The sequence below is a fragment of the Allobosea sp. LjRoot9 genome, assembly GCF_964252745.1.
GTDB lineage: Bacteria > Pseudomonadota > Alphaproteobacteria > Rhizobiales > Beijerinckiaceae > Allobosea.
On the sequence record NZ_CAXUPC020000001.1, the window covers coordinates 1,154,541 to 1,173,800 of the forward strand.

Sequence of the window (19,260 nt, forward strand, 5' to 3'; positions counted from 1 at the left end):
GAAGGTCGAACCATGATCGAAACCAAACCCAAAACCCTGGAGCTCGCCAGCCGCATCTCGGCGCGCGCACTTCTCCTGAGCCTGATGCGGGAATGGCAAGGCTGGTCCATCGGGAGCGGGGATGGCGCATCCGCCACGGATTCCGGATCTCCGCGCCAGGTCCTCAAGCTGCCGCTGGCTGGGCGCGAGATCCATGTCGCGCTCACCCATCTCTCCCAGGTCGGCGCCCATGGTCTGCGCCCGCCCTTCTACGAGATCGGGCCGGAAGGCGCGATGCGTGTCGTCCCCTTCCCCGAGCTGTTGAACCTGATCACGGCAGAACCTGGCATTGCGGGCGCGGATTCCGACGTAAGAGGGCTCGTCTTCCTGCGGCGCGCGCTCGACAGCCTCGCCACTATCGAAGACGCCCTGCGCCATCCCTGCGTCGATGATGCGGTTTTCGCCGAACGCGATCCGGGCTTCGTCGAGGCCGAGCAGGCCCTGCGCTTCGGCCATAACGTGCACCCGACGCCACGCAGCCGCGACCAGTTCACGCTGGAGGATACGCGGCGCTTCTCGCCCGAATATGGCCAGGGCTTCGCGCTGCACTGGTGGTCCGTCTCGCCGGGGATCGTGCTCCAGGGCAGCTCGCGCGGACAGGCCGCCTCGGAGATGGCCGCCAGTCTCGCCATCGACGATCCCGCCATGGAACCGGCCATTCGCCGGCAGGTGGATGAGGGGCGCGTGCTGCTGCCCATGCATCCCTGGCAGGCCTCGCAGCTCATGCTCGATCCCGCGATCACACGCCTGATGACGGCTGGCGACATTCGCGCGCTCGGCCCGGCCGGCTCGAACTGGCACGCCACCTCGTCCCTGCGCAGCATCCATGCACCGCACGCCGTCTGGATGCTGAAGATGTCGCTGAGCCTGCGATTGACCAATTCACAGCGCATCATCGAACCCTATGAATGCGAGCGCGGGCTCGAGATCGAAAAGCTCCTGGCGGGGCCGGTGGGACAGCGGATCGCCGCGCGGTTTCCGAGCATTCGGGTCATGGGGGAGCCAGGCTACCTGGCCTTGCACGACGAGACCGGCGCGCCGCTGCGCTCGACCATCGTCGTCTTCCGCGACAACCCGTTCAGCGGCGATCGCCAGCACAGCCCAGCGGCGGTGCTGGCAGCGCTCTGCGAGATTGGCCCGGACGGGCGCAGCAGCGCGCTCGCGACCACCATCGAACGCATCGCGTCGCGCCAGGGCAGCGCACCCGCGGCGACGGCGCTGGCCTGGTTCGAGCGCTTCCTGCACAACATCGCCCTCCCCCTGCTCGGCATCCAGGCGGATCACGGCCTGCTCTTCGGCGCGCATCAGCAGAACATCGTCGTCGGCCTCGATGACGGCTGGCCCGTCACGCTGCATTTCCGCGACTGCCAGGGCACCGGCTATGTCCGCGAATTCCTGCCGGAGCTCGCGGCGCAGGCGCCGGATGTGCGGCTCGAGGCCGGGCATGTCTTCGACAGCGCCTATGCGGCCAGGCTCGCCGGCTACTACCTCATCGTGAACAGCGTCTTCTCGGTCATCGGCGCGCTCGCGCTTGCCGGTCTTGCCAGCGAGGAGCGCCTGCTCGCAGCGCTGCGCGCTGCGCTGTCTGCGCTCGCCGCGCAGCCGCTGCGCGACAGGACCTGCCTCGACTACCTCCTCACCTCGCCAACCCTCCTCAGCAAGGGGAATTTCATGATCTGTTTCCGCAACATCAACGAGAACACCGATGTGACGGACCCGCTCGCCGGCTATGTCGAGCTGCCCAATCCGATCGCGGGAGCGCGGTCATGACCATCGCCCCCAGGATCGACACCGCCGCCGTGACCCCGTTGACGAAGCGGGCGACCAGCCGGCACTTCCCGGCGCGCGGCGAGACCGCGCTTGTCATCGAGGCCAGCGACAGCGCTGACGGCGTGCTGTTCACGGGGGGCGCGGAGCGCGGGATCGAGGCGCGGCTCACGACTGCGGTGGATGCAGCCAGCGGCCGCCTCGACGTGACCCGGCCCGACGGCGACCATCCCGCCGATGCGGATGCGCTCGCTGCCCTGATCGAAGCGGCTTTCCAGAGTACCCCGTCGCTGTCGCGGCTGGAGCTTCCCGGCTATGCCCGCAAGCCCGCGATCGTGGGGCTCTCGGTCGAGACCGGCCGGACGGCTGATGGCGTGGACTGCGCGGTGATCACCCGCAGCGTCTTCCAGCAGCTGCCGCTGCTCTGGCGGCAGGCCGGCGCGCATGCGGCCTATCCGGCGATCCGCTCCTCGCTCGGGCCGGCTGACCGCCTGCCGGTGCTGCGGCCGGCGCAGCCGAACGGGGTGATCTACCGGCGCTGGATGCCACATCTGGGCATGACGCTCTCGCTGCGCACCATCGACCGCCGCCGCGACCTCGACCTGTTCCACCACTGGATGAACCAGCCGCGCGTCGCCTTCTTCTGGGAGCTGGCGCAATCGCGCGAGGAGCTCGACCGCTACCTCGCCGAGCAGGAGGCGGATCCGCATCTCTTCGGCGTGATCGGCAGCTTCGACGACGAGCCGGTCGGCTATTTCGAGTTCTACTGGGCCAAGGAAGATCGGCTCGGCCCGCATTACGAGGTGGAGGATTTCGACAGGGGCTGGCACGGCCTCATCGGCAATCCGCGTCATCTCGGCCGCGCCAAGACGCTGGCCTGGTTCCGCTCGCTCACGCACTATCTCTTCCTCGACGAGCCGCGCACCCGGCGCATCGTCGGAGAGCCTCGCGCCTCGCATCACAAGATGCTGAGCTATTGCGCGGACGTCGCCTATGACAAGGTCAAGGAGTTCGACTTCCCGCACAAGCGCGCGGCTCTCGTCTGCTGCGAGCGCGAGCGCTTCTTCCGGGAGATCGCGCTGTGAGCCTCGGCCCCCTCCCAGGCGGCCGGCCGGTCGAGGCCCGGCTGTGGCGCGAGCTCAACCAGGCCCTCATCGCCCGGGCGATCAGCGAGCTCACCTTCGAAGAAGGGCTGAAGCCCGAACCACTGGACCAGCAGCACGAGCTCTGGACGCTGCGGCTCGGCGAGACGGTGAGCTACCGCTTCAAGGCGAAGCGGCGGATCTGGGGCAATCTCGCGATCGAGCCCCGGAGCCTGTCGCGCCATGACGGCGCGCTCGCAGCCCCCGCGGACGATGTCGCCGGCTTCATGATCGATGCCAGGGCGGTGCTGGAGATCGAGCCCGACACGCTCGCCATCTACATCCGGGAATTGTCGAGCACATTGTCCTCGGATGCCAGGGTCGCGGCGATCAACGCCGCGATCGGCGAGGACGAGCTGATCACCCTGCCCGACCATCTGCTGCAGCACTATCTCGACGGGCATCCGAAGGCGCCGGCCGCCAAGGGGCGCATCGGCTGGGGGCTCGGCGATGCCGAGGCCTATGCGCCGGAATTCCAGGCCGAGCTGCAGCTCTTCTGGGTGGCAGCCGCGCGCGATGCCTGCCAGATCTCGCATGATCCCGCGATTTTGGAAGAGGACCTCCTCGCCGCCTCGCTCGATCCCGCCGAACGGCGCCGGCTCGAAGAGGCCTGCCTGGAGGCCTGCCGGCAGCTTGGCCTGGACCGCTCCCGCTATCTGCTCCTGCCCGTGCATCCCTGGCAGTGGGACAACATGGTCGCACTGCAATTCGCCGGCGAGATCGCGGCCGGTCGGCTCCTGCCGCTCGGCTCCTTCGGCAGCAGCTACCTGCCGCAGCAATCCTTGCGGACGCTCGCCAATGCCAGTGCCCCCCGCGCACTGCACCTCAAGCTCTCGCTCAGCATCCTCAACACTTCGGCCTGGCGCGGCGTGCCGGGGAAGTACATGGCGATCGGACCGGCCTTCTCCGCCTGGCTCGCGGAAAAAGCCGCGACCGACCCGGCGCTCGCTCCAGCCACAGTGCTGCGCGAGCCGGCCGGCGCCTTCTATCCGCACCCGCTCTACGAGCGGATCGAGGGCGTGCCCTACCAGTTCCGCGAGATGCTTGGCGCGATCTGGCGCGAATCGGTCGAGACCCATCTGGAACCCGGCCAGAACGCCATGATGCTGGGAGCGCTCACCAAGCTGACCTCGGCGGGGCGACCGATCGTGAGCGCGCTGATCGCCCGCTCCGGCCTGTCGCACGAGGCCTGGCTGGAGCGCTTCTTCGACGCTGTCGCCGTGCCGCTCTACCACTTCCTGTGCCGTTACGGCGTCGGCTTCATCGCTCATGGTCAGAACGTCACGCTGGTGCTGGAGCAATTCACGCCCAAGGGTGTCGCGCTCAAGGATCTGCAGGGCGACGCCGACCTCGTCGATCAGGATTTCCCTGAGGCGGACGACCTCACCCCGGAGATCAAGGCGGTTCTGCAGCGCCGGCCCGCCGCCCATCTGCAGCAGCATCTCCAGACCGGCCATTTCACCAGCGTCCTGCGCTTCCTCTCGGATGCGCTGGAGACGCATGACGGTTTTCCGGAGCTGCGCTTCTATGCCTGCCTCGCCCGTAGCCTGCGGCGCTATCAGGCGGCTCATCCGGAACTGGCCGAGCGCTTCGCCCTGTTCGACCTGTTCACCGCCAAGGTGCCGCGCATTTGCATCAACCGGGTGCGATTGGCCATCGGCTATGGCGATGCCAACCGGCGACCGGTCCCGAGCCTCGGCACCAATCTCGACAACCCCCTTCATCTCGCCGAGCGCTCCGAAACGGAGCGGCCGCGCAGTCTCGTCGGAGCCCAGCCATGATGACAAACCACCCGCTCGACCTGGCCGGCATCGGCATCGGGCCGTTCAACCTCAGCCTCGCGGCGCATCTCGACGCGGTCGAAGGCGTCGAGGCGCTGTTCTTCGAGCGCCGCAACGCGTTCGACTGGCATCCCGGCATGATGCTGCCGGACGTGACGCTGCAGACCTCCTTCCTCAAGGATCTGGTGAGCGCCACCCATCCGTCGAGCCCTTGGAGCTTCCTCTCCTTCCTGGTGGCGAAGAAGCGCTTCTACGATTTCATGAACGCGGATTTCGCCGCAATTCCCCGGCGCGAATTCGCGCAATATCTCAGCTGGGCGGCGCAGGGGCTGCCGACCCTGCGTTTCGGCGCCGGCATCGACGAGGTCGATTTCGATGGCCGCAGCTTCGTCCTGCGCAGCGGCAAGCGGGAACAGCGCGCCCGCAACATCGCACTCGGCGTCGGGCTGAAGCCGGCCTTGCCGGCCTTCGCCGGCCGGCTGAGGGAGGACGACCATTTCCATTCCTCACAGGCGCGGTTCCGGCTGGGGGCCTGCGCCGGCAAGCGCGTGGCGGTCATCGGTGGCGGCCAGAGCGGCGCCGAAATCCTGCTGCACTTGCTGAACCAGACAGACAATGCGCCGAGCCATGTCGCCTGGATCAGCCAGCGCCCCAATTTCCTGCCGCTAGACGAGACGCCCTTCACCAACGAGCTCTTCACACCGCCTTATGTCGCAAGCTTCCGCGATCTTCCGGAGCCGCGTCGCCACGCCACCGTGGAGCGCGAGAAGCTCGCCGGTGACGGGGTGTCGAGCGAGACGCTCACCGCCATCTATCGCCGTCTCTACGTTCTGCGGCATCTGGAGCCATCTGGCCCGGAGGTAGAGCTCCTGCCGCATCGCGATGTCGTCAATGCCGAACCCAGAGAGGCCGGCTACCAGCTCATCATGCGCAACGGCATGGACGGGATGATGGAGATCGGCCATGCGGAGATCGTCATTCTCGCGACCGGCTACCGCTACGAGCTGCCTGACTGTCTCGCCCCGCTGACTGGGCGCATCGTCATCGACCGCACGGGCCGCCCCGTACCGGATGCGGACTTCGCCATCGCCTGGGATGGCCCGAACGCGAACCGGATCTTTGCCCTGAATGCGGGCCTCATCAGCCATGGCATCGCCGAACCTCAGCTCAGCCTGATGGCGTGGCGCGGCGCGGTGATCGCCAATGCGCTGCTCGGCCGGCGCCAGTTCGATGTCGAGGTGCCGAATTCCATGGTGAACTGGCGCAGTCAGATGCACACGGATGCTCGCCGGGACACGGTGCGCTCGAATGGGCGGCTGTTCTCACCTTGAGCGGCTGCGGGGATCGGATGCGTCGCGCAGGGCGTCGCCGAGGAGGTTGAGCGCAAGTACCGTCGCCAGGATCGCAAGGCTCGGGAAAACGGCAAGCCACCAGGCATCGAGGATGTTCTCGAAGCCTTCGCGGATCATGCCGCCCCAGGTCGCAGCCGGCGGCGGCACGCCGAGGCCGATGAAGCTCAGCGAGGCTTCGGTACGGATCGCGGAAGCGAGCCAGAGCGAGCTCATCACCACCACATCCGAAATCATGTTGGGCAGGATATGGCGCGTCATGATCCGGAACGGGCCGCAGCCGTAGGAGCGGCTGGCCTCGACGAAATCGCGCTGACGCAATGTGATCGTCGGAGCACGCGCGACGCGAGCGAAGGGCGCGATCTCCGTCACCGCGATTGCGATGATGAGGTTTTCCAGGCTCGCTCCGAGCATGGCCGCGATCATCAAGCCGAGCAGCAGCGTCGGGAAGGCGAGCAGCACGTCGAGGAAGCCCATGACGATCTGGTCGAACATTCCGCCGATATAGCCGGCCAGCACGCCGATCGTCGTGCCGACCAGCATGGCGATCAGGATGGCGACGAAACCTACGAAAAGCGAAATCCGCGCGCCATAAATCAATCGCGAGAGCACATCGCGGCCATAACTGTCGGTGCCGAGCCAGAACTCCGCAGAGGGCGGCTCGAGCCGCACGACGATGTTCTGCTCCAGCGGGTCATAGGGGGCGAGCCATGGCGCAAAGACCGCGACGAGGACGATGAGGGTCAGCAGGACGAGGCCGACCCAAGCGAGCTTGTTCTGCGTGAAGGCGAGCCAGAGGCCGCCCGGCCGCATTTCGACGGTCGTGGTGGCGACAGTGCTCATGTGTATTTCACCCTCGGATCGACGAGGCCGTAGGCCAGGTCGGTCAATGTGTTCACGATGATCACGCAGATGGCGAAGATGATCATCAGCCCCTGCAGCAGCGTGTAGTCGCGGGCGTTGAGCGCGCCGATGATCAGCTTGCCCAGCCCCGGGCGGTTGAAGATGATCTCGGTCAGCACCGAATTGCCGATCAGCGTGCCAAAATAGAGCCCGACCACGGTGATGATGGGGATCAGGCTGTTGCGCAGCGCATGCGTTACGACGAGCTGGCCCGGGCCCACCCCCTTGGCGCGCGCCGTGCGGATATAGTCCTCGGTCAGGACGCCGAGCATCGCGGCGCGGGTCACGCGCATCACATAGGCCGTCATGATGATGCCGAGATTGAGCGCCGGCAGCGCCAGAGCCCGCAGCCGCTCAACGAGGTTCCCAGTGCCGCTGGTGTTGCCCAGCACCGGGAACCAGCCGAGCTGGATCGAGAAGACGATCAGCATCAGGATACCGGAAACGAAAGCCGGGAAGGACAGGCCGACCAGCGAGACGACGCGCGAGACATAGTCGACCCAGCCATTGCGGCTGAGCGCGGCGGCGACGCCAAGCGGCAGCCCGAAGACGAGGCCGATCGCGACCGCCGCAATGGTGAGCTCGATCGTCGAGGGCAGCACCAGCAGCACCTCCTGGATGACGCTGCGGCCGCTGCTCAAGGACTGGCCGAGATCGCCCGTCAGGACCTTGCCGAGGAAGGCGAGGTACTGGGCATGGACCGGCTGGTCGAGCCCGAGCTTTTCCCTGAGGGCAGCGAGCGAGGCCGCGCTCGCCTGGTCGCCGAGGATCACGGAGGCGGCATCGCCCGGCACGAGCCGCACCAGCACGAAAATCGCCGTCAGCATCAGGAACAGCGTCGGCACGGCGAGAAGGACGCGCCTGAAGACGTAGCTCATCATGCCGCGACCCTTTCCTGCATCAGGCGCCGCGGCGCGAAGGCGGCGATCTCGCGCTGCGTCGTTCCCTCAACGACGAGATCCGTCAGGATCGCCCCGACGACCGGAACGAGCTGGAAGCCGTGCCCCGAGAAACCGAAGGCATGGAACAGGCCGGGCGCATTCGGCGAAGCGCCGATGACCGGCAGATGGTCATGTGTCTGCGCTTCGATCCCGGTCCAGCAGCGGGCGATGCGCACGCCGCGCACTGCCGGGAAGAGGTCGCTAGCGGCCCGCGCGCCCTTGGCGAGCTCGGTGAAGTTGACGCTGCTGCGCTCCTGGTCGAGATCGGCTGTGCCCTGCAAGCCGCCGCCGATCACCAGAGTGCCCTGGTCCGATTGCTTGAAGGAGAGCGCCCGGCCAACGACGCTGACGACGGGGTCAAGCAGCGGCGCAAGGCGCTCCGTCACGATCATCATCGAGGCCCTGACGCCGAGCGCGATCTCGTCGCCGAACAGGGCCGCGAGCCGGGCGGCCCAGGCCCCGGCCGCATTGACGATGACGGGCGCGCGGAAGCGGCGCTGGCCGCAAACGAGCAGCCAGTTATCTCCCTGCCGGTCGATCGCTTCGACGCCGCAATCCTCGGCAATGGCGACGCCCTCCGCTTCGCAGGCGCGGCGGAAGGCGAGGATGGTGCGGTGTGGATCCGCGGCGCCGTCGCGCCGCGCCACCAGCGCGCCGACGCAATGCGGGCTCAAGGCCGGCACGAGGCGGCGCAGCTCAGCAGCGTCGATGATCTCTTCATGCGTGTAGCCCAGTGCGCGGATTTTCGCCTCGCGCTGGAGCAAGGCCGGCATGTGCTCCGCAGTCTCCGCGACGCGGAGCTGGCCATGGGCATGAAAGCCACAGTGGTCGCCGACGATGTCCGCGATCCGGTGCCACATCGCCATAGCTTCGAGCGAGATCGGGATCTCGGCGAGGTCGCGGCCCAGCGTGCGCACGCCGGCTGCAGTGGCGCCGGAGGCGTGCCGCCCGGTCCAGCGCCGCTCGATCACCGCCACGCGCCGGCCGGCGCGGGCCAGATGCAGCGCCGCCGACAGGCCGTGCAAGCCGCCGCCCACGACCGCGACGTCGAATGCCTCAGTGCTCATGCCGCCGGCTCCCGCTCGTCGAGGCTTGCCAACTCGTCAAGGCTTGCCAATTCCCCGAGCGTCACCGGCTTCAGCGGTGGGCGGATACGATAGAAGCCGACCTCCTCGACCGGCCGGTTCTGCGCGGCCGCAACGATATGGGCGATGGTGTAGCCGCATTGCCGGCCCTGGCAGGGGCCCATGCCGGCGCGCGTGAAGGCCTTGATCTGGTTCGGGCCAGGTCGCCCCTGCACGGCGCGGGCGCGTAATTCGCCGGCCGTGACCTCCTCGCAGCGGCAGACGAGCGTCTCGTCGGTCGGGGCGAAGACCTGTGGACGCGGCGCGTAGAGCGCATCGAGGAAGGGCCGCAAGGCGAGCGCGCGGGAAAGCCTGCCCCGCTCCGGCCGGGCGGTGGATTCGGCGGCGCCTTCGCCGAGTTTCCCGAGCCGGGCAGCGACGCGCAGTGCGGCGATCCGCCCGCGTGGCTCGGCCGCTTCGGCGCCGCCGATACCAGCGCCGTCGCCCGCGACGAAGACATTCACCCGCGATGTCTCGCCCCAGCTGTCCAATTCAGGGACATAGCAGTGCTGGCCGGCATGCCAGCTCACTGCGCAGCCGAGTGCGAGTGGGGCATGGATATTCGGCACCACGCCCTCATGGACGAGCAGCACCTCGGCGGGCACCTCGCCTTCGCGGCCGTCCTCGGTCCGATAATGCAGGCTTTCGAGGCGTCCTTCCCCCTCGGCGCGTAGCTCCGCGACATGGCGGATGATCGGAAACCCGGCCCGCCTGAGCGCGAGCGACCAGGACAGGCCCTTGGCGAGATCGGCGAGGCGGCCGAGGCCTTGCGGCAGATGGCGCAAGGCCGCGCTGGTGCGCCCGCGCGGCGTGGTGTCGAGGAAGCCGGCGATCTGGCCCCCCGCCGCGAGCAGCTGCGTCATGTAGAGCAATGGCAATGGTCCGCAGCCAGCGATCCAGACGGGGTTCGTCGGCACGGAATCGGCCGTCTTCAGCAGGATCTGGGCGGCGCCGACCGTCAGCACGCCCGGTAGCGTCCAGCCGGGAAACGGTACTGGGCGCTCCTGTGCGCCGGTGGCGAGGATGACCGCCTTCGCGGTCACGCTGCTCGCTTTGCCTTGCTGTGTCAGGAAGGCGCGAAAACCGGGCTCGATCTGCCAGAGTTGGCTTTCCGGCTCGTAGAGCGCGCCGCAGGCGCGGAAGGCCGCGGCCCGGTCCATACCCATCCGGTAAGCCTCGCCGAGCCGCGCGATGCGCGGCGTCGCGGCTACGGTCTCTATCGCGCGCCAGATCTGGCCGCCGGGCGCCGGCTGATCGTCTAGGACACGCACGGAGAGGCCTTGGCGGCGGGCGGTGACGGCGGCGGCCATGCCCGCGGGGCCTGCGCCGACGATTAGGAGATCGGTCTCGCTCGCACTCATGCCGACAGGCTCCTGGGGCCCTGCTGACGGGCGACGCGCATGCCGTTTCGAACCGGCGTCAGGCAGCCTTGCACGGAGGCCAGGCCGTCGACCTCGACGAGGCATTCGAAACAGACGCCCATCATGCAAAAGGGCGCGCGTGGGCTCTCCGAGATCGGCGTCGTGCGGCACCAGGCTTCGGGCTGGCGCAGCAGCACAGCGGCGACGCTTTCGCCGAGCTCGGCGGGCACGGGATGCCCGTCGATGAAGATCGTGACAGTTTGCGCCCCTGGATCATGCAGCTTGCGGAACATCGAAGCGTCTCTGGTGAAAGGGAGAAAGGTTTTCGGGCAGGATGCCGGCGGCGATGGCTCCTGCCAGTGTCTCGGCATGGAAGGCGGCCAGCGTCACGCCGGAATGGCAGAGCGCGACGAAGGCGCCGGGATGGCTCTGCGACTGCGCATAGATCGGATGGCCGTCGGGCGTCATGATCCTGAGGCCCGCCCATTGCCTGACGAGCCTGACCTTGGCCAGCGCAGGGACGATCTCGATCGTCTTGCGGCTCAGCCCGGCGGCGGCTTCAGCCGTCGTCGAAACATCGAAGCCTGGGCGATCCTTGGTCGCGCCGATCATCACCGTGCCTTCGCCGGTCTGGCGCAAACCGCTCGCTGGCAGCGGCAGGAAGGGGGCCAGCCGCTCGGTGACGAGCACCTGCCCGCGCTCCGGACGAACCGGCACCTCGAGCCCGACCTGCCGGGCCAATGCGGGGGAGCCGAGCCCGGCCGCGATGACGATGCGGGGCGCGACCAATGTCTCTCCGTCGAGGATCAGGCGGAAATCGCGGCCCACCGGCTCGATCCGGTCGACGCGCGCCCGATGGCGGATGCCGCCGCCATGGCGCAGGAGCGCTCCGTGCAAAGCCGCCAGTAGCCGCAACGGATTGGCGTGTCCGTCGTGTCGACCGAAGCTCGCCCCCGTCACCTTGGGGCCGAGGGTGACCTTCGGCAGCAGGCGCTCCAGCGCCGAACGATCGAGCATCTCCCAATCCGGCGCGCCCTCACCGCGCTGGTTGTGCAACCGCATCAGGTCGTGCCGTCGCTGCTCGAAGCCTGTCTCTCCCAGGCAGAAAGCGAGGCCGCCATTCTGCTCATAGGCGAGGTCGATCTTCGTTTCGGCCTCGATTTCACTGGTGAAGCCGCGCCACAACGCGATGCTGTCACGGGTCAGGGCCTGATAGGCCGGCATGCCGAGCCCCTTGCCCTGCAGCCAGACGAGCCCGAAATTCGCGCGGGCTGCGCGGAAGTCGCCGTCATCGCCGTCGAGCAGCAGAACCTGCTGCCGCTGCTTGGCCAGGCCATACGCGATCGCCGCGCCGACCGTGCCCCCTCCGATGACGATGATGTCCGGCCGCATGTGAATTTCCCTTGCCGGCTTTGACGTTAGGAAGCCTTATTGTATTTCGTCAAAGTCGTTTTTCTCTCGATGCTATTCTCCAGGGTTATGTAATGGCGCGACGGCTCAATCTTCGGCAAGTCGAGGCCTTCAAGGCGGTGATCGAATACGGCACGGTCAGCCGCGCGGCCGAGATGATGAACATCTCGCAGCCGGCCATGAGCAAGCTGATCGCCCATCTGGAGGAGGACACGGCTCTGCAGCTGTTCGACCGCGTCAAGGGACGGCTCGTGCTGACCCGGCGCGGAATGCGGCTCTATGAGGAGATCGACCGGATCTTCGCCGGCGTGCGTCAGGTCGAGAATGCGGTCGAGGCGATCCGCCGCGACGAGCAGAGCCGCCTGCTGATCGGCGTCATGCCGGCACTCTCGGGTGCCTTCATAAGGGAGGCGACCACGCGCTTTCTCGCCCGCCAGCCGGGTGTGTTCTGCTCGGTGCAGTCGCGCAGCTCACAATGGATCGCCGATGGGCTCGTGACCCGAAAGCTCGACGTCGGATTCACCGTCGCACCGATCGACAATCCATACATCGTCTCCGAGCCGCTGATGGCTCATCCACTCGTCTGCATCCTGCCGCTCGACCACCCGTTGACAAAAAAGAGCGTGATCACGCCGCAGGATCTCGACGGAACCGCCTTCATCTCATTCGATCCGGAGAGTTTTACGAGCCGGCGCATCGGGCAGGTTTTCGAGGCTCACGGAGTAGCACCCGAGATCGTCATGGTCGTGAGCATTTCACCGACGCTGTGCGAGTTCGTGGCCGCCGGCATCGGCGTATCCTTGGTTCATCCATCGGCCGTCGGCGGCTTGCGCGGCAAGGTGGCGATACGAGGCTTCGAGCCGGCCGTTCAGCTCGACTTCCAGCTCTGCCGCATCCGCGACAGCCGCAACGCCCGGCTCGTCGATGCCTTCCTGGACGGCGCGCGGGAAGCCGCGGCCGAGATTTCGCGAACGATCCTCACTCCGAGCGGAGCCTGATCGTCGCGAATGCATCCAGCAGCGGAGCATGGTCGCCCTCTCGCAACCGGCTGGAGGCGGCGAGCAACTGGTCCTGCTGCGCCGGCGTCGCAACGAGGCGGCAGCCGTTCCGGAGCTTGTCTTCGAGATCGAGCCATGACGGCGGCGCGGATGCTTCGCCGCGCGGCGCAGTGACGGGCGAGACGAATTCGCGCCCGCCAGCGTGGATGGCGACGCGCGACAGCGTCTCGGCCGGAAAACGGGCGTCGAGCTCGGGATCGAGACGCAGCGAGACCTTTTCCGCGAGGGCGACGATGTCGGATCGGTCGAGGGCGGCTTCCGTCAGCGGCAGCAAGGCGTCCGGTCCATCTATAGCGACCAGGCCGAGGCAGTAGGGAATCGAGAACTGGATATCGGTGAAGCCCTGGGGATGTGGCCGGTTGGCGAGGCGCAGGGCGCCGCTATAGGTCGCAACCTCGATTGCATCGATGCGGTGTGGATCGATGCGATGCCGGGCGAGCAGGCCGAGCAGTGCTTCGACCGGCGCATGGACATGCCGGCAGCAGGCATGGAACTTCATGTAGGTGCGGGCGACATAGCCCTGCCGGCCGAGGCCGCCGACCAGCCCCTCCAGGCGGAAATGCTCCTCATTGTCGAGCAGGCCGAGCGGCCCGGTATGACCGGCCTCGGCGAGCAGGAGTGCATTGAGCGCAGTCAGGCTCGACCAGGGTATGCCTTCCTTGACGTCGCTGCCTTCCTGCGCGCGAAAAGCCGGCCCGGCCCCGGCATGGAGCTGGTTGGGAGCGCTCATGCCGGCGATGGCGAAGGCATGGGCCAGCTGTTCGGGGGGCGTGCGCCTGAGACATCCGAGCGCCGCGACCACGCCATAGCCCGACCACATGCCGGTATTGGCATAGAAGCGCCGCGCGGCCCCGACTGCGACGCCGACCTCGTAGCCGACGACGATTGCCCGGAGCAGGTCCTCTGTCGTCGCGTCCGTCTCCTGCGCGGCGGCGGCGGCCGCTGGGATGACGGCCGCACCGGGATGGCCGCGCGCTAAGCGGTGGCCGTCATCGAGATCGAGCGCGGCCGCGGCGGAGGTGTTGCACCAGACCGCTCCGGCGAGGCCGGCTGTCTGCCCGGAGAACCAGACCGGAAGCGCCCCGCCCGCCATCGTCAGCTGTGCCACCTGGCGAACCGCTCGCGGTCCGGGCGCAGCGATCCCGGCGGCGGCCGCGATGACGAGGTCGAGGATGCTACGGCAAGCGGCCTCGCGCAGATCATTCGTCAGCACTTGCCTGCCGGCAGCGGCGACGTAGTCCGCGAGTTGGCGCGATGTCGCCATGGCGAGCGCGCCATCCGTCACTGCTGCCGCTCTCAGCGCGGCTTCAGCGTCGTGGCCTCGGTGATCGGCGGCGCGAGGTTCAGCGCGCCCTTCAGCTCGTAGCCGAAATCGAGCCGGTCGCTGCGGGCCCAGACCTGACGCAGTTCGAACAGGGGAATGGCGCAGACATTCTCCATGATCTTCCGCTGCGCTTCCTTCCAGAGAGCCTTCTGGGCTTCGGCGTCGGGCGCGGTGCGGGCCTGCTCGATGTCCTTGTCCGCGACGGCGCAATGCGAGAAATTCGTCGCGGCGGTCGGCGTGCCCACGGTGGCGCGCGAGTGGAAGAACTCGCTGAGATAGGTGTCGGCTATGGGGAAGCGCGCCGCGCCGTAGAAGACGAGAGCGCTCAGATCCTTGCGGGTCTGGCTCTGATAGGTCGGGTGGTCGACGACCTGCATTTCGAGCTTGATCCCGGCCTTGGCGAGCTGCGCCTGCATGATCTCCATGAAGGGCTGCTGCGCCGAGATATTGGAGACGATGGCCTTGATCGTGATGCCGTCCTTGTGGCCGGCTTCGGCCAGCAGCGCCTTCGCCTTGGCGAGATCGAAGCTGTAGCGGACCGAGCAGTCTTCCCCGAGATAGCCCGGCGGAACGACGGAACAGCCCTTGGGACCAACATCCTTGCCGACATAGCGCACGAGGTCGTCGACATTGATCGCGGCCGCGATGGCGCGGCGCACGCGGATATCGTCGAGCGGCGGCATGCTCTGGTTGATATGCAGGAGCCGGTATTCGCCGGGCCGGAAGATCTCGACGTTGAAGCCGGGCCGGCGGCGGGCGGCATCCACCCAGCGCTGCTCGCGCTTGCCATACATCAGGTCGATTTCGCCGGAGGTGAAGGCGAGTTCGCGGGCGCTGTCGGAAGGGATCACGCGCACCATGATCGTGTCGATCTTCGGCTTGCCGCGGAAATAACCGGGATGGGCCGTGAGCTTCACATATTGCTGCGTCACTTGCTCGACGAAGGCGAAGGGGCCGGTGCCGACCGGCTTCGTGCCGAATTTGTCGCCCAGTTCCTCCGCTGCCTTGCGGCTGACGATATTGCCGCCGTGATAGTTGGAGACGCGGCCGAGGAAATTGACATCGGCATATTTCAGCGTGATGCGGACGGTGAGGTCATCGACCTTCTCCACCCTCTCGACTGCCGAGAAATCCGAGGAAAAGGTCGAGCGTTTGGGATCGGCCGAGCGCTGCAACGAATAGACGACGTCGTCGGCGCTGAGCGTGCCCCAATCACCTTGGAACTTCACGCCCTGGCGCAGATGGAAGGTCCAAGTCTTTCCGTCGGCGGAGGTCTCCCAGCGTTCGGCGAGATCGGGTTCGAGGTCCTTCGGGTCGGCGCTGCCCGGCTTGAAACGGACGAGGCCGTTATAGATCCAGCCGACCAGCGTCTTGTCGCTGGTGGCGCTGGCGCGATGGGCGTCGAGCGTCGAGACATCGCCATCGCCTGCAACGCGTAGCAAGCTTTCCTGGGCCGAGCCCGCGCCCGGCAGGCAGGCGATCAGAATCAGGCTCGCGAGCCCCAAAACAGACGGCTTCATCGTTCGATCCCCACTATTCCGTTATTTGGACGGAATAGTGGGGGCGACTATCCCAAGCTGTCCAAGTCGAAATCGGGGATGGATCATTCCGCAGGGTTATAGCCGTGGGGCAAGCAGCCTAAGGCTGTGCCTCGCCCATGCTCCGCACCGGGATCGTATCAAGGTCGGGGCGATACTGGCCCTCGCTGCGGACCGAGAGAACGCCGCCCTTGATTGAGAAGCTCCTGAGCAGGCCGCTGCCGTCGCGCCAGCCGGTGGTCTCGCCATCATCCTCGTAAAGCTCGCCGCGCGTGTCCGTATCCGCGCCGAAGGCAAGCAGCTCCCGCACCGGGCTCAGCCCCTCCGCATCGCCGACCGGAATGATGGCGCCGGCACGGATGAAGAGCGGCAGGCGCCCGAGCGGCGCTGCGACGCTGACCACGCTGCCACCGCGATAATGCTGGCCGCCATGCCAGTCATACCAACCGCCGGGATGGCTGGGCAGGCTGACCTCACGCTGTGTCGCGCCCTCCTCCAGTACCGGCGCGACCAGGATGTCGGGGCCGAGCATGAAGGCGTCATCGATGCCGCGCACCGCCGGATCATCGGGGAAATCGTAAAAGAGCGGGCGCACGGCGGGCTCGTTGTCGCGGCTGGCGCGCCACATCTGGGTATAGAGATAGGGCATCAGCCGGTAGCGCAGGCCGATCGCCTCGCGCACCTGCGGGACCACCTGCGGATACATCCAGGGCAGGTTGACGACGCCGTCATCGTTCCAGGAGTTCATCACCATGCGCGGCCAGAGCGCGCAGAACTCGTTGAAGCGCACGAACAGCTCGGGACCGGGCGTCGGCCCGTGGAAGCCGCCGACATCATGGCCGATGCTGAACATGCCCGACAGACTCATATTGAGCCCCTGGGTGAGGTTGTAGCGCAGCGTCTTCCAGGCGGTCTCGTTGTCGCCGGACCAGGTCTGGCTGTAGCGGGCGATGCCGGCGCCGCCGCCGCGCGTGACCGAATATTGCCGCTTGCCGGGCGCGCGCGCCGCTTGCGCCTCATAGGAAAGCTTGGTCATCAGCAGCGCATGGGCCGGGCGCGCCAGGGCCTGCCGGAACGGGCGGCCATCGCCATGGCAGAGCGCGTCCTCATCCCAGATCTCGTATTCGTTGTTGTCGTTCCAGACGGTGGTGAAGCCGTAGTCGAGCAACGCGGTCTCGATGCCGTTGCGCCACCAGGCCCGGCCAGCCGGATTGGTGAAGTCGATGTGGAAGCCCAGGCCATCCCAGAACTGCGCGACCGCCGGCTCCCCGGTCTTGCCGTCCTTCACCAGGATGCCTTGGTCCAATGCCTCCGCGAGCCGCGGATGGTCGTCGAGCAGGCAGGGCTTCAGATTGGCGACCGGTTGCAGGCCCGCCTGCTTCAGCCGCGCCATCGTCGCGGCCGGATCGGGGAATTTGTCGCGGTTCCAGTTGAAGGCGTAGCGGCGATGGCCGATCTGCGTGTAGCCCGAGCCGAAATGGAAGCTGTCGCAGGGAATGCGGTGTGTCTCGCATTTGCCGATGAAATCGCTGATGCGGGCATCGGCATCGGGCGCATCGGCGATCGCCATGGACGTCACGCCGAAGCCGAAGGACCAGCGCGGCGCGAAGGCCTGCCCGCCGGTGAGCCAGGAGAAGCGGCGCGTCACCGCCGGCACGGTCGGGCCGGCCAGGACGTAATAGTCGAGGTCGCCATCGTCGCCGCGCCAGGAGCGGAACAGGCCGTGATAATTGTCGAGCGTGCAGCCGAGGTCGACAGAGCCGGTGGCGAGGTTGTCATAGAACACGCCATGGGCGCCTTGCGGGCCGTCGACGATGAAAAACGGCAGCATCTTGTAGAGCGGGTCGCTGAGCTCGGCGTCGAAGCCGCAAGGGTCGACGGCATCGATGGCGAAGCGCCGGCCGGTGCGGTCGAGCGGGCCGGCCTTGTCGCCGAGGCCATAATGCCGCTCGTGATAATCGCGCGCCATGTAATGCGCGACGGCGCCGGTGCGAGGCGAAGCAAGATAGGCCTGGGTCGGCCGGTCGCGCAGGAAGGGCGTTTCCTCACCCACCCGCCGCCAGGCGATGCCGAAGGGTTCGAGCGTGATCTCGGCGGAAAGGCCGCCGACTGACAGCACCACCCTGCCCTCGCTCTCTCCGACGCTCGCCTGCGGGTTCGCGAAACCCGACAGATCGTCGCGCGGACGCCCCTCATAGGACGGCTCCAGCCCGCCGGGCGCGATCGACCAGCCGCGGTCGAGCCGATAGCCGTCCTGCGGCTTCAATGTGACCCGGCCGATATCGCCTTCGAGAATGCGGACGGCAATGGTGTTGCCGAGCCCGACATCGAACAGGGCGGCTTCTCCATCGCGGCCGATATAACGGCCTTGCGTCAGGGCTTTCATCACGGGGCTCCAGCAGGACAGATAAGAGAATGAAGGTTTGCGCGGCGGCGGTCAGGCGCGGTCGGGCCGCAGAGCTTTGCCGGCCGCATCGAACAGATGCACATGCGCCGGCTGGAAACGCAGGGCGACGTGGTCGCCCCGGCCATGGCTCGTCTGCCCGTCCAGCCGCACGGTGATCTGCGGCAGCCCGGGAGCGGAGCCGTAGAGATAACTTTCCCCGCCGAGCCGTTCGACGAGATCGACCGTCATGGCGAGACCCGCCTCGCCCTCCCCGGCAAGAGCGATGTGCTCCGGCCTGATGCCGAGGGTTACGGAGGTCCCAGCCGTGAGCGCGGTTTCGCGACCCAGCTCCACCGCTTGCCCGGTCTCCCCCACAGCGACGGTCCCCTGCCCTGCAGCGCGCGCCGGCAGCAGGTTCATGCGCGGCGAGCCGATGAAGCCGGCGACGAAGAGGTTGTCGGGCCTGTTGTAGAGCTCGAGCGGGGTGCCGATCTGCTCGATGCGCCCGCTTTGGAGCACGACGATACGGTCGGCCAGCGTCATCGCCTCGACCTGATCATGAGTGACATAGATCATCGTGCCGCCGAGTTCGGCATGCAGGCCGGCAAGTTCCTTGCGCGTGGCGACGCGCAATTCGGCGTCGAGATTCGACAAAGGCTCGTCGAATAGGAAGATTTTTGGATCGCGCACGATGGCGCGGCCGATGGCGACGCGCTGGCGCTGCCCGCCCGAGAGCGCCTTGGGCTTGCGCTCGAGATAGTCGGTCAGGCGCAGCATGGTCGCGGCGCGGCGCACCCTGGCGTCGATCTCGGGCGCCTTCAGGCCCATATTCTCAAGAGCGAAGGCCATGTTCTTGTAGACGCTCATATGCGGATAGAGCGCATAGGACTGGAACACCATCGCGAGCCCGCGCTCGGAGGCCGGCCGCCCGGTGACGTCGGCGCCATCGATCGCGATCGACCCCGTCGTGACTTCCTCCAGCCCGGCGATGATGCGCAGCAAGGTCGACTTGCCGCAGCCGGACGGGCCGACGAAGACGACGAATTCGCCATCCGCGACATGCAGGTCGACGGCATGGATCACCGTTGTCGCGCCGAAGGATTTGGTGATGCCGCTGAGCGTCAGTTCAGCCATGGA

At 67.2% G+C, this 19,260-nt stretch carries 15 protein-coding genes; 5 read left to right on the plus strand and 10 right to left on the minus strand.

Features of this window, described 5'->3' with window-relative positions:
• The first annotated feature begins 12 nt into the window (after positions 1-12).
• Genes ACSQ3P_RS05480 through ACSQ3P_RS05495 form a run of 4 tightly spaced genes read left to right on the plus strand, consistent with a single transcriptional unit; the run spans position 13 to position 6,060 of the window.
• The gene (locus ACSQ3P_RS05480) at positions 13-1,809 is read left to right on the plus strand and encodes an IucA/IucC family protein (protein WP_436164576.1); all 1,797 of its coding nucleotides are present in this window, start codon (positions 13-15) and stop codon (positions 1,807-1,809) included.
• Positions 1,806-2,891 carry a GNAT family N-acetyltransferase gene (locus ACSQ3P_RS05485; RefSeq protein WP_436164577.1) on the plus strand — a complete coding sequence of 362 codons (1,086 nt, stop codon included), beginning with the start codon at positions 1,806-1,808 and terminating at the stop codon, positions 2,889-2,891. Before ACSQ3P_RS05480 ends, ACSQ3P_RS05485 begins: the two co-directional genes overlap by 4 nt.
• Positions 2,888-4,729, plus strand: a complete 1,842-nt coding sequence (locus ACSQ3P_RS05490; protein ID WP_436164578.1) for an IucA/IucC family protein — start codon at positions 2,888-2,890, stop codon at positions 4,727-4,729. Before ACSQ3P_RS05485 ends, ACSQ3P_RS05490 begins: the two co-directional genes overlap by 4 nt.
• Complete coding sequence (locus ACSQ3P_RS05495; RefSeq protein WP_436165168.1) at positions 4,729-6,060, plus strand: lysine N(6)-hydroxylase/L-ornithine N(5)-oxygenase family protein; 1,332 nt, start codon at positions 4,729-4,731, stop codon at positions 6,058-6,060. The genes ACSQ3P_RS05490 and ACSQ3P_RS05495 overlap by 1 nt, the downstream gene beginning before the upstream one ends.
• On the opposite strand, the gene ACSQ3P_RS05500 is transcribed toward ACSQ3P_RS05495, so the two are convergent.
• The 6 genes from ACSQ3P_RS05500 to ACSQ3P_RS05525 are packed head-to-tail and all read right to left on the minus strand — an operon-like array spanning position 6,052 to position 11,799.
• The gene (locus ACSQ3P_RS05500) at positions 6,052-6,921 is read right to left on the minus strand and encodes an ABC transporter permease (RefSeq protein WP_436164579.1); all 870 of its coding nucleotides are present in this window, start codon (positions 6,919-6,921) and stop codon (positions 6,052-6,054) included. The genes ACSQ3P_RS05495 and ACSQ3P_RS05500 overlap by 9 nt on opposite strands.
• Entirely contained in the window at positions 6,918-7,862 is a 945-nt protein-coding gene (locus ACSQ3P_RS05505) for an ABC transporter permease (protein ID WP_436164580.1), read from the minus strand. Before ACSQ3P_RS05505 ends, ACSQ3P_RS05500 begins: the two co-directional genes overlap by 4 nt.
• On the minus strand, positions 7,859-8,989 hold the full coding sequence (locus ACSQ3P_RS05510; RefSeq protein WP_436164581.1) for an NAD(P)/FAD-dependent oxidoreductase: 1,131 nt from the start codon (positions 8,987-8,989) through the stop codon (positions 7,859-7,861). Before ACSQ3P_RS05510 ends, ACSQ3P_RS05505 begins: the two co-directional genes overlap by 4 nt.
• Positions 8,986-10,407 (minus strand): NAD(P)/FAD-dependent oxidoreductase, encoded by a 1,422-nt coding sequence (locus ACSQ3P_RS05515; RefSeq protein WP_436164582.1) that lies wholly within the window; start codon positions 10,405-10,407, stop codon positions 8,986-8,988. The genes ACSQ3P_RS05510 and ACSQ3P_RS05515 overlap by 4 nt, the downstream gene beginning before the upstream one ends.
• Positions 10,404-10,700 (minus strand): (2Fe-2S)-binding protein, encoded by a 297-nt coding sequence (locus tag ACSQ3P_RS05520; protein WP_436164583.1) that lies wholly within the window; start codon positions 10,698-10,700, stop codon positions 10,404-10,406. The genes ACSQ3P_RS05515 and ACSQ3P_RS05520 overlap by 4 nt, the downstream gene beginning before the upstream one ends.
• A complete protein-coding gene (locus ACSQ3P_RS05525) occupies positions 10,681-11,799 on the minus strand; it encodes an NAD(P)/FAD-dependent oxidoreductase (protein WP_436164584.1) in 1,119 nt (372 codons plus the stop codon). Before ACSQ3P_RS05525 ends, ACSQ3P_RS05520 begins: the two co-directional genes overlap by 20 nt.
• A 92-nt stretch (positions 11,800-11,891) precedes the next feature.
• Here ACSQ3P_RS05525 and ACSQ3P_RS05530 point away from each other — a divergent pair, with 92 nt between their 5' ends.
• The gene (locus ACSQ3P_RS05530) at positions 11,892-12,815 is read left to right on the plus strand and encodes a LysR substrate-binding domain-containing protein (protein WP_436164585.1); all 924 of its coding nucleotides are present in this window, start codon (positions 11,892-11,894) and stop codon (positions 12,813-12,815) included.
• Here ACSQ3P_RS05530 and ACSQ3P_RS05535 read toward each other — a convergent pair.
• The 4 genes from ACSQ3P_RS05535 to ACSQ3P_RS05550 form a co-directional block, all read right to left on the minus strand.
• A complete protein-coding gene (locus ACSQ3P_RS05535; protein WP_436164586.1) occupies positions 12,796-14,139 on the minus strand; it encodes an MmgE/PrpD family protein in 1,344 nt (447 codons plus the stop codon). The two genes, ACSQ3P_RS05530 and ACSQ3P_RS05535, sit on opposite strands and share 20 nt — an antisense overlap.
• Positions 14,140-14,171: 32 nt before the next feature.
• On the minus strand, positions 14,172-15,719 hold the full coding sequence (locus ACSQ3P_RS05540) for an ABC transporter substrate-binding protein (RefSeq protein ID WP_436164587.1): 1,548 nt from the start codon (positions 15,717-15,719) through the stop codon (positions 14,172-14,174).
• Between the two features lie 118 nt (positions 15,720-15,837).
• Complete coding sequence (locus tag ACSQ3P_RS05545; RefSeq protein WP_436164588.1) at positions 15,838-18,123, minus strand: TIM-barrel domain-containing protein; 2,286 nt, start codon at positions 18,121-18,123, stop codon at positions 15,838-15,840.
• 51 nt (positions 18,124-18,174) lie between these two features.
• Positions 18,175-19,257: an ABC transporter ATP-binding protein gene (locus ACSQ3P_RS05550; RefSeq protein ID WP_436164589.1), complete on the minus strand. Its 1,083-nt coding sequence runs from the start codon at positions 19,255-19,257 to the stop codon at positions 18,175-18,177.
• Positions 19,258-19,260 lie beyond the last annotated feature (3 nt).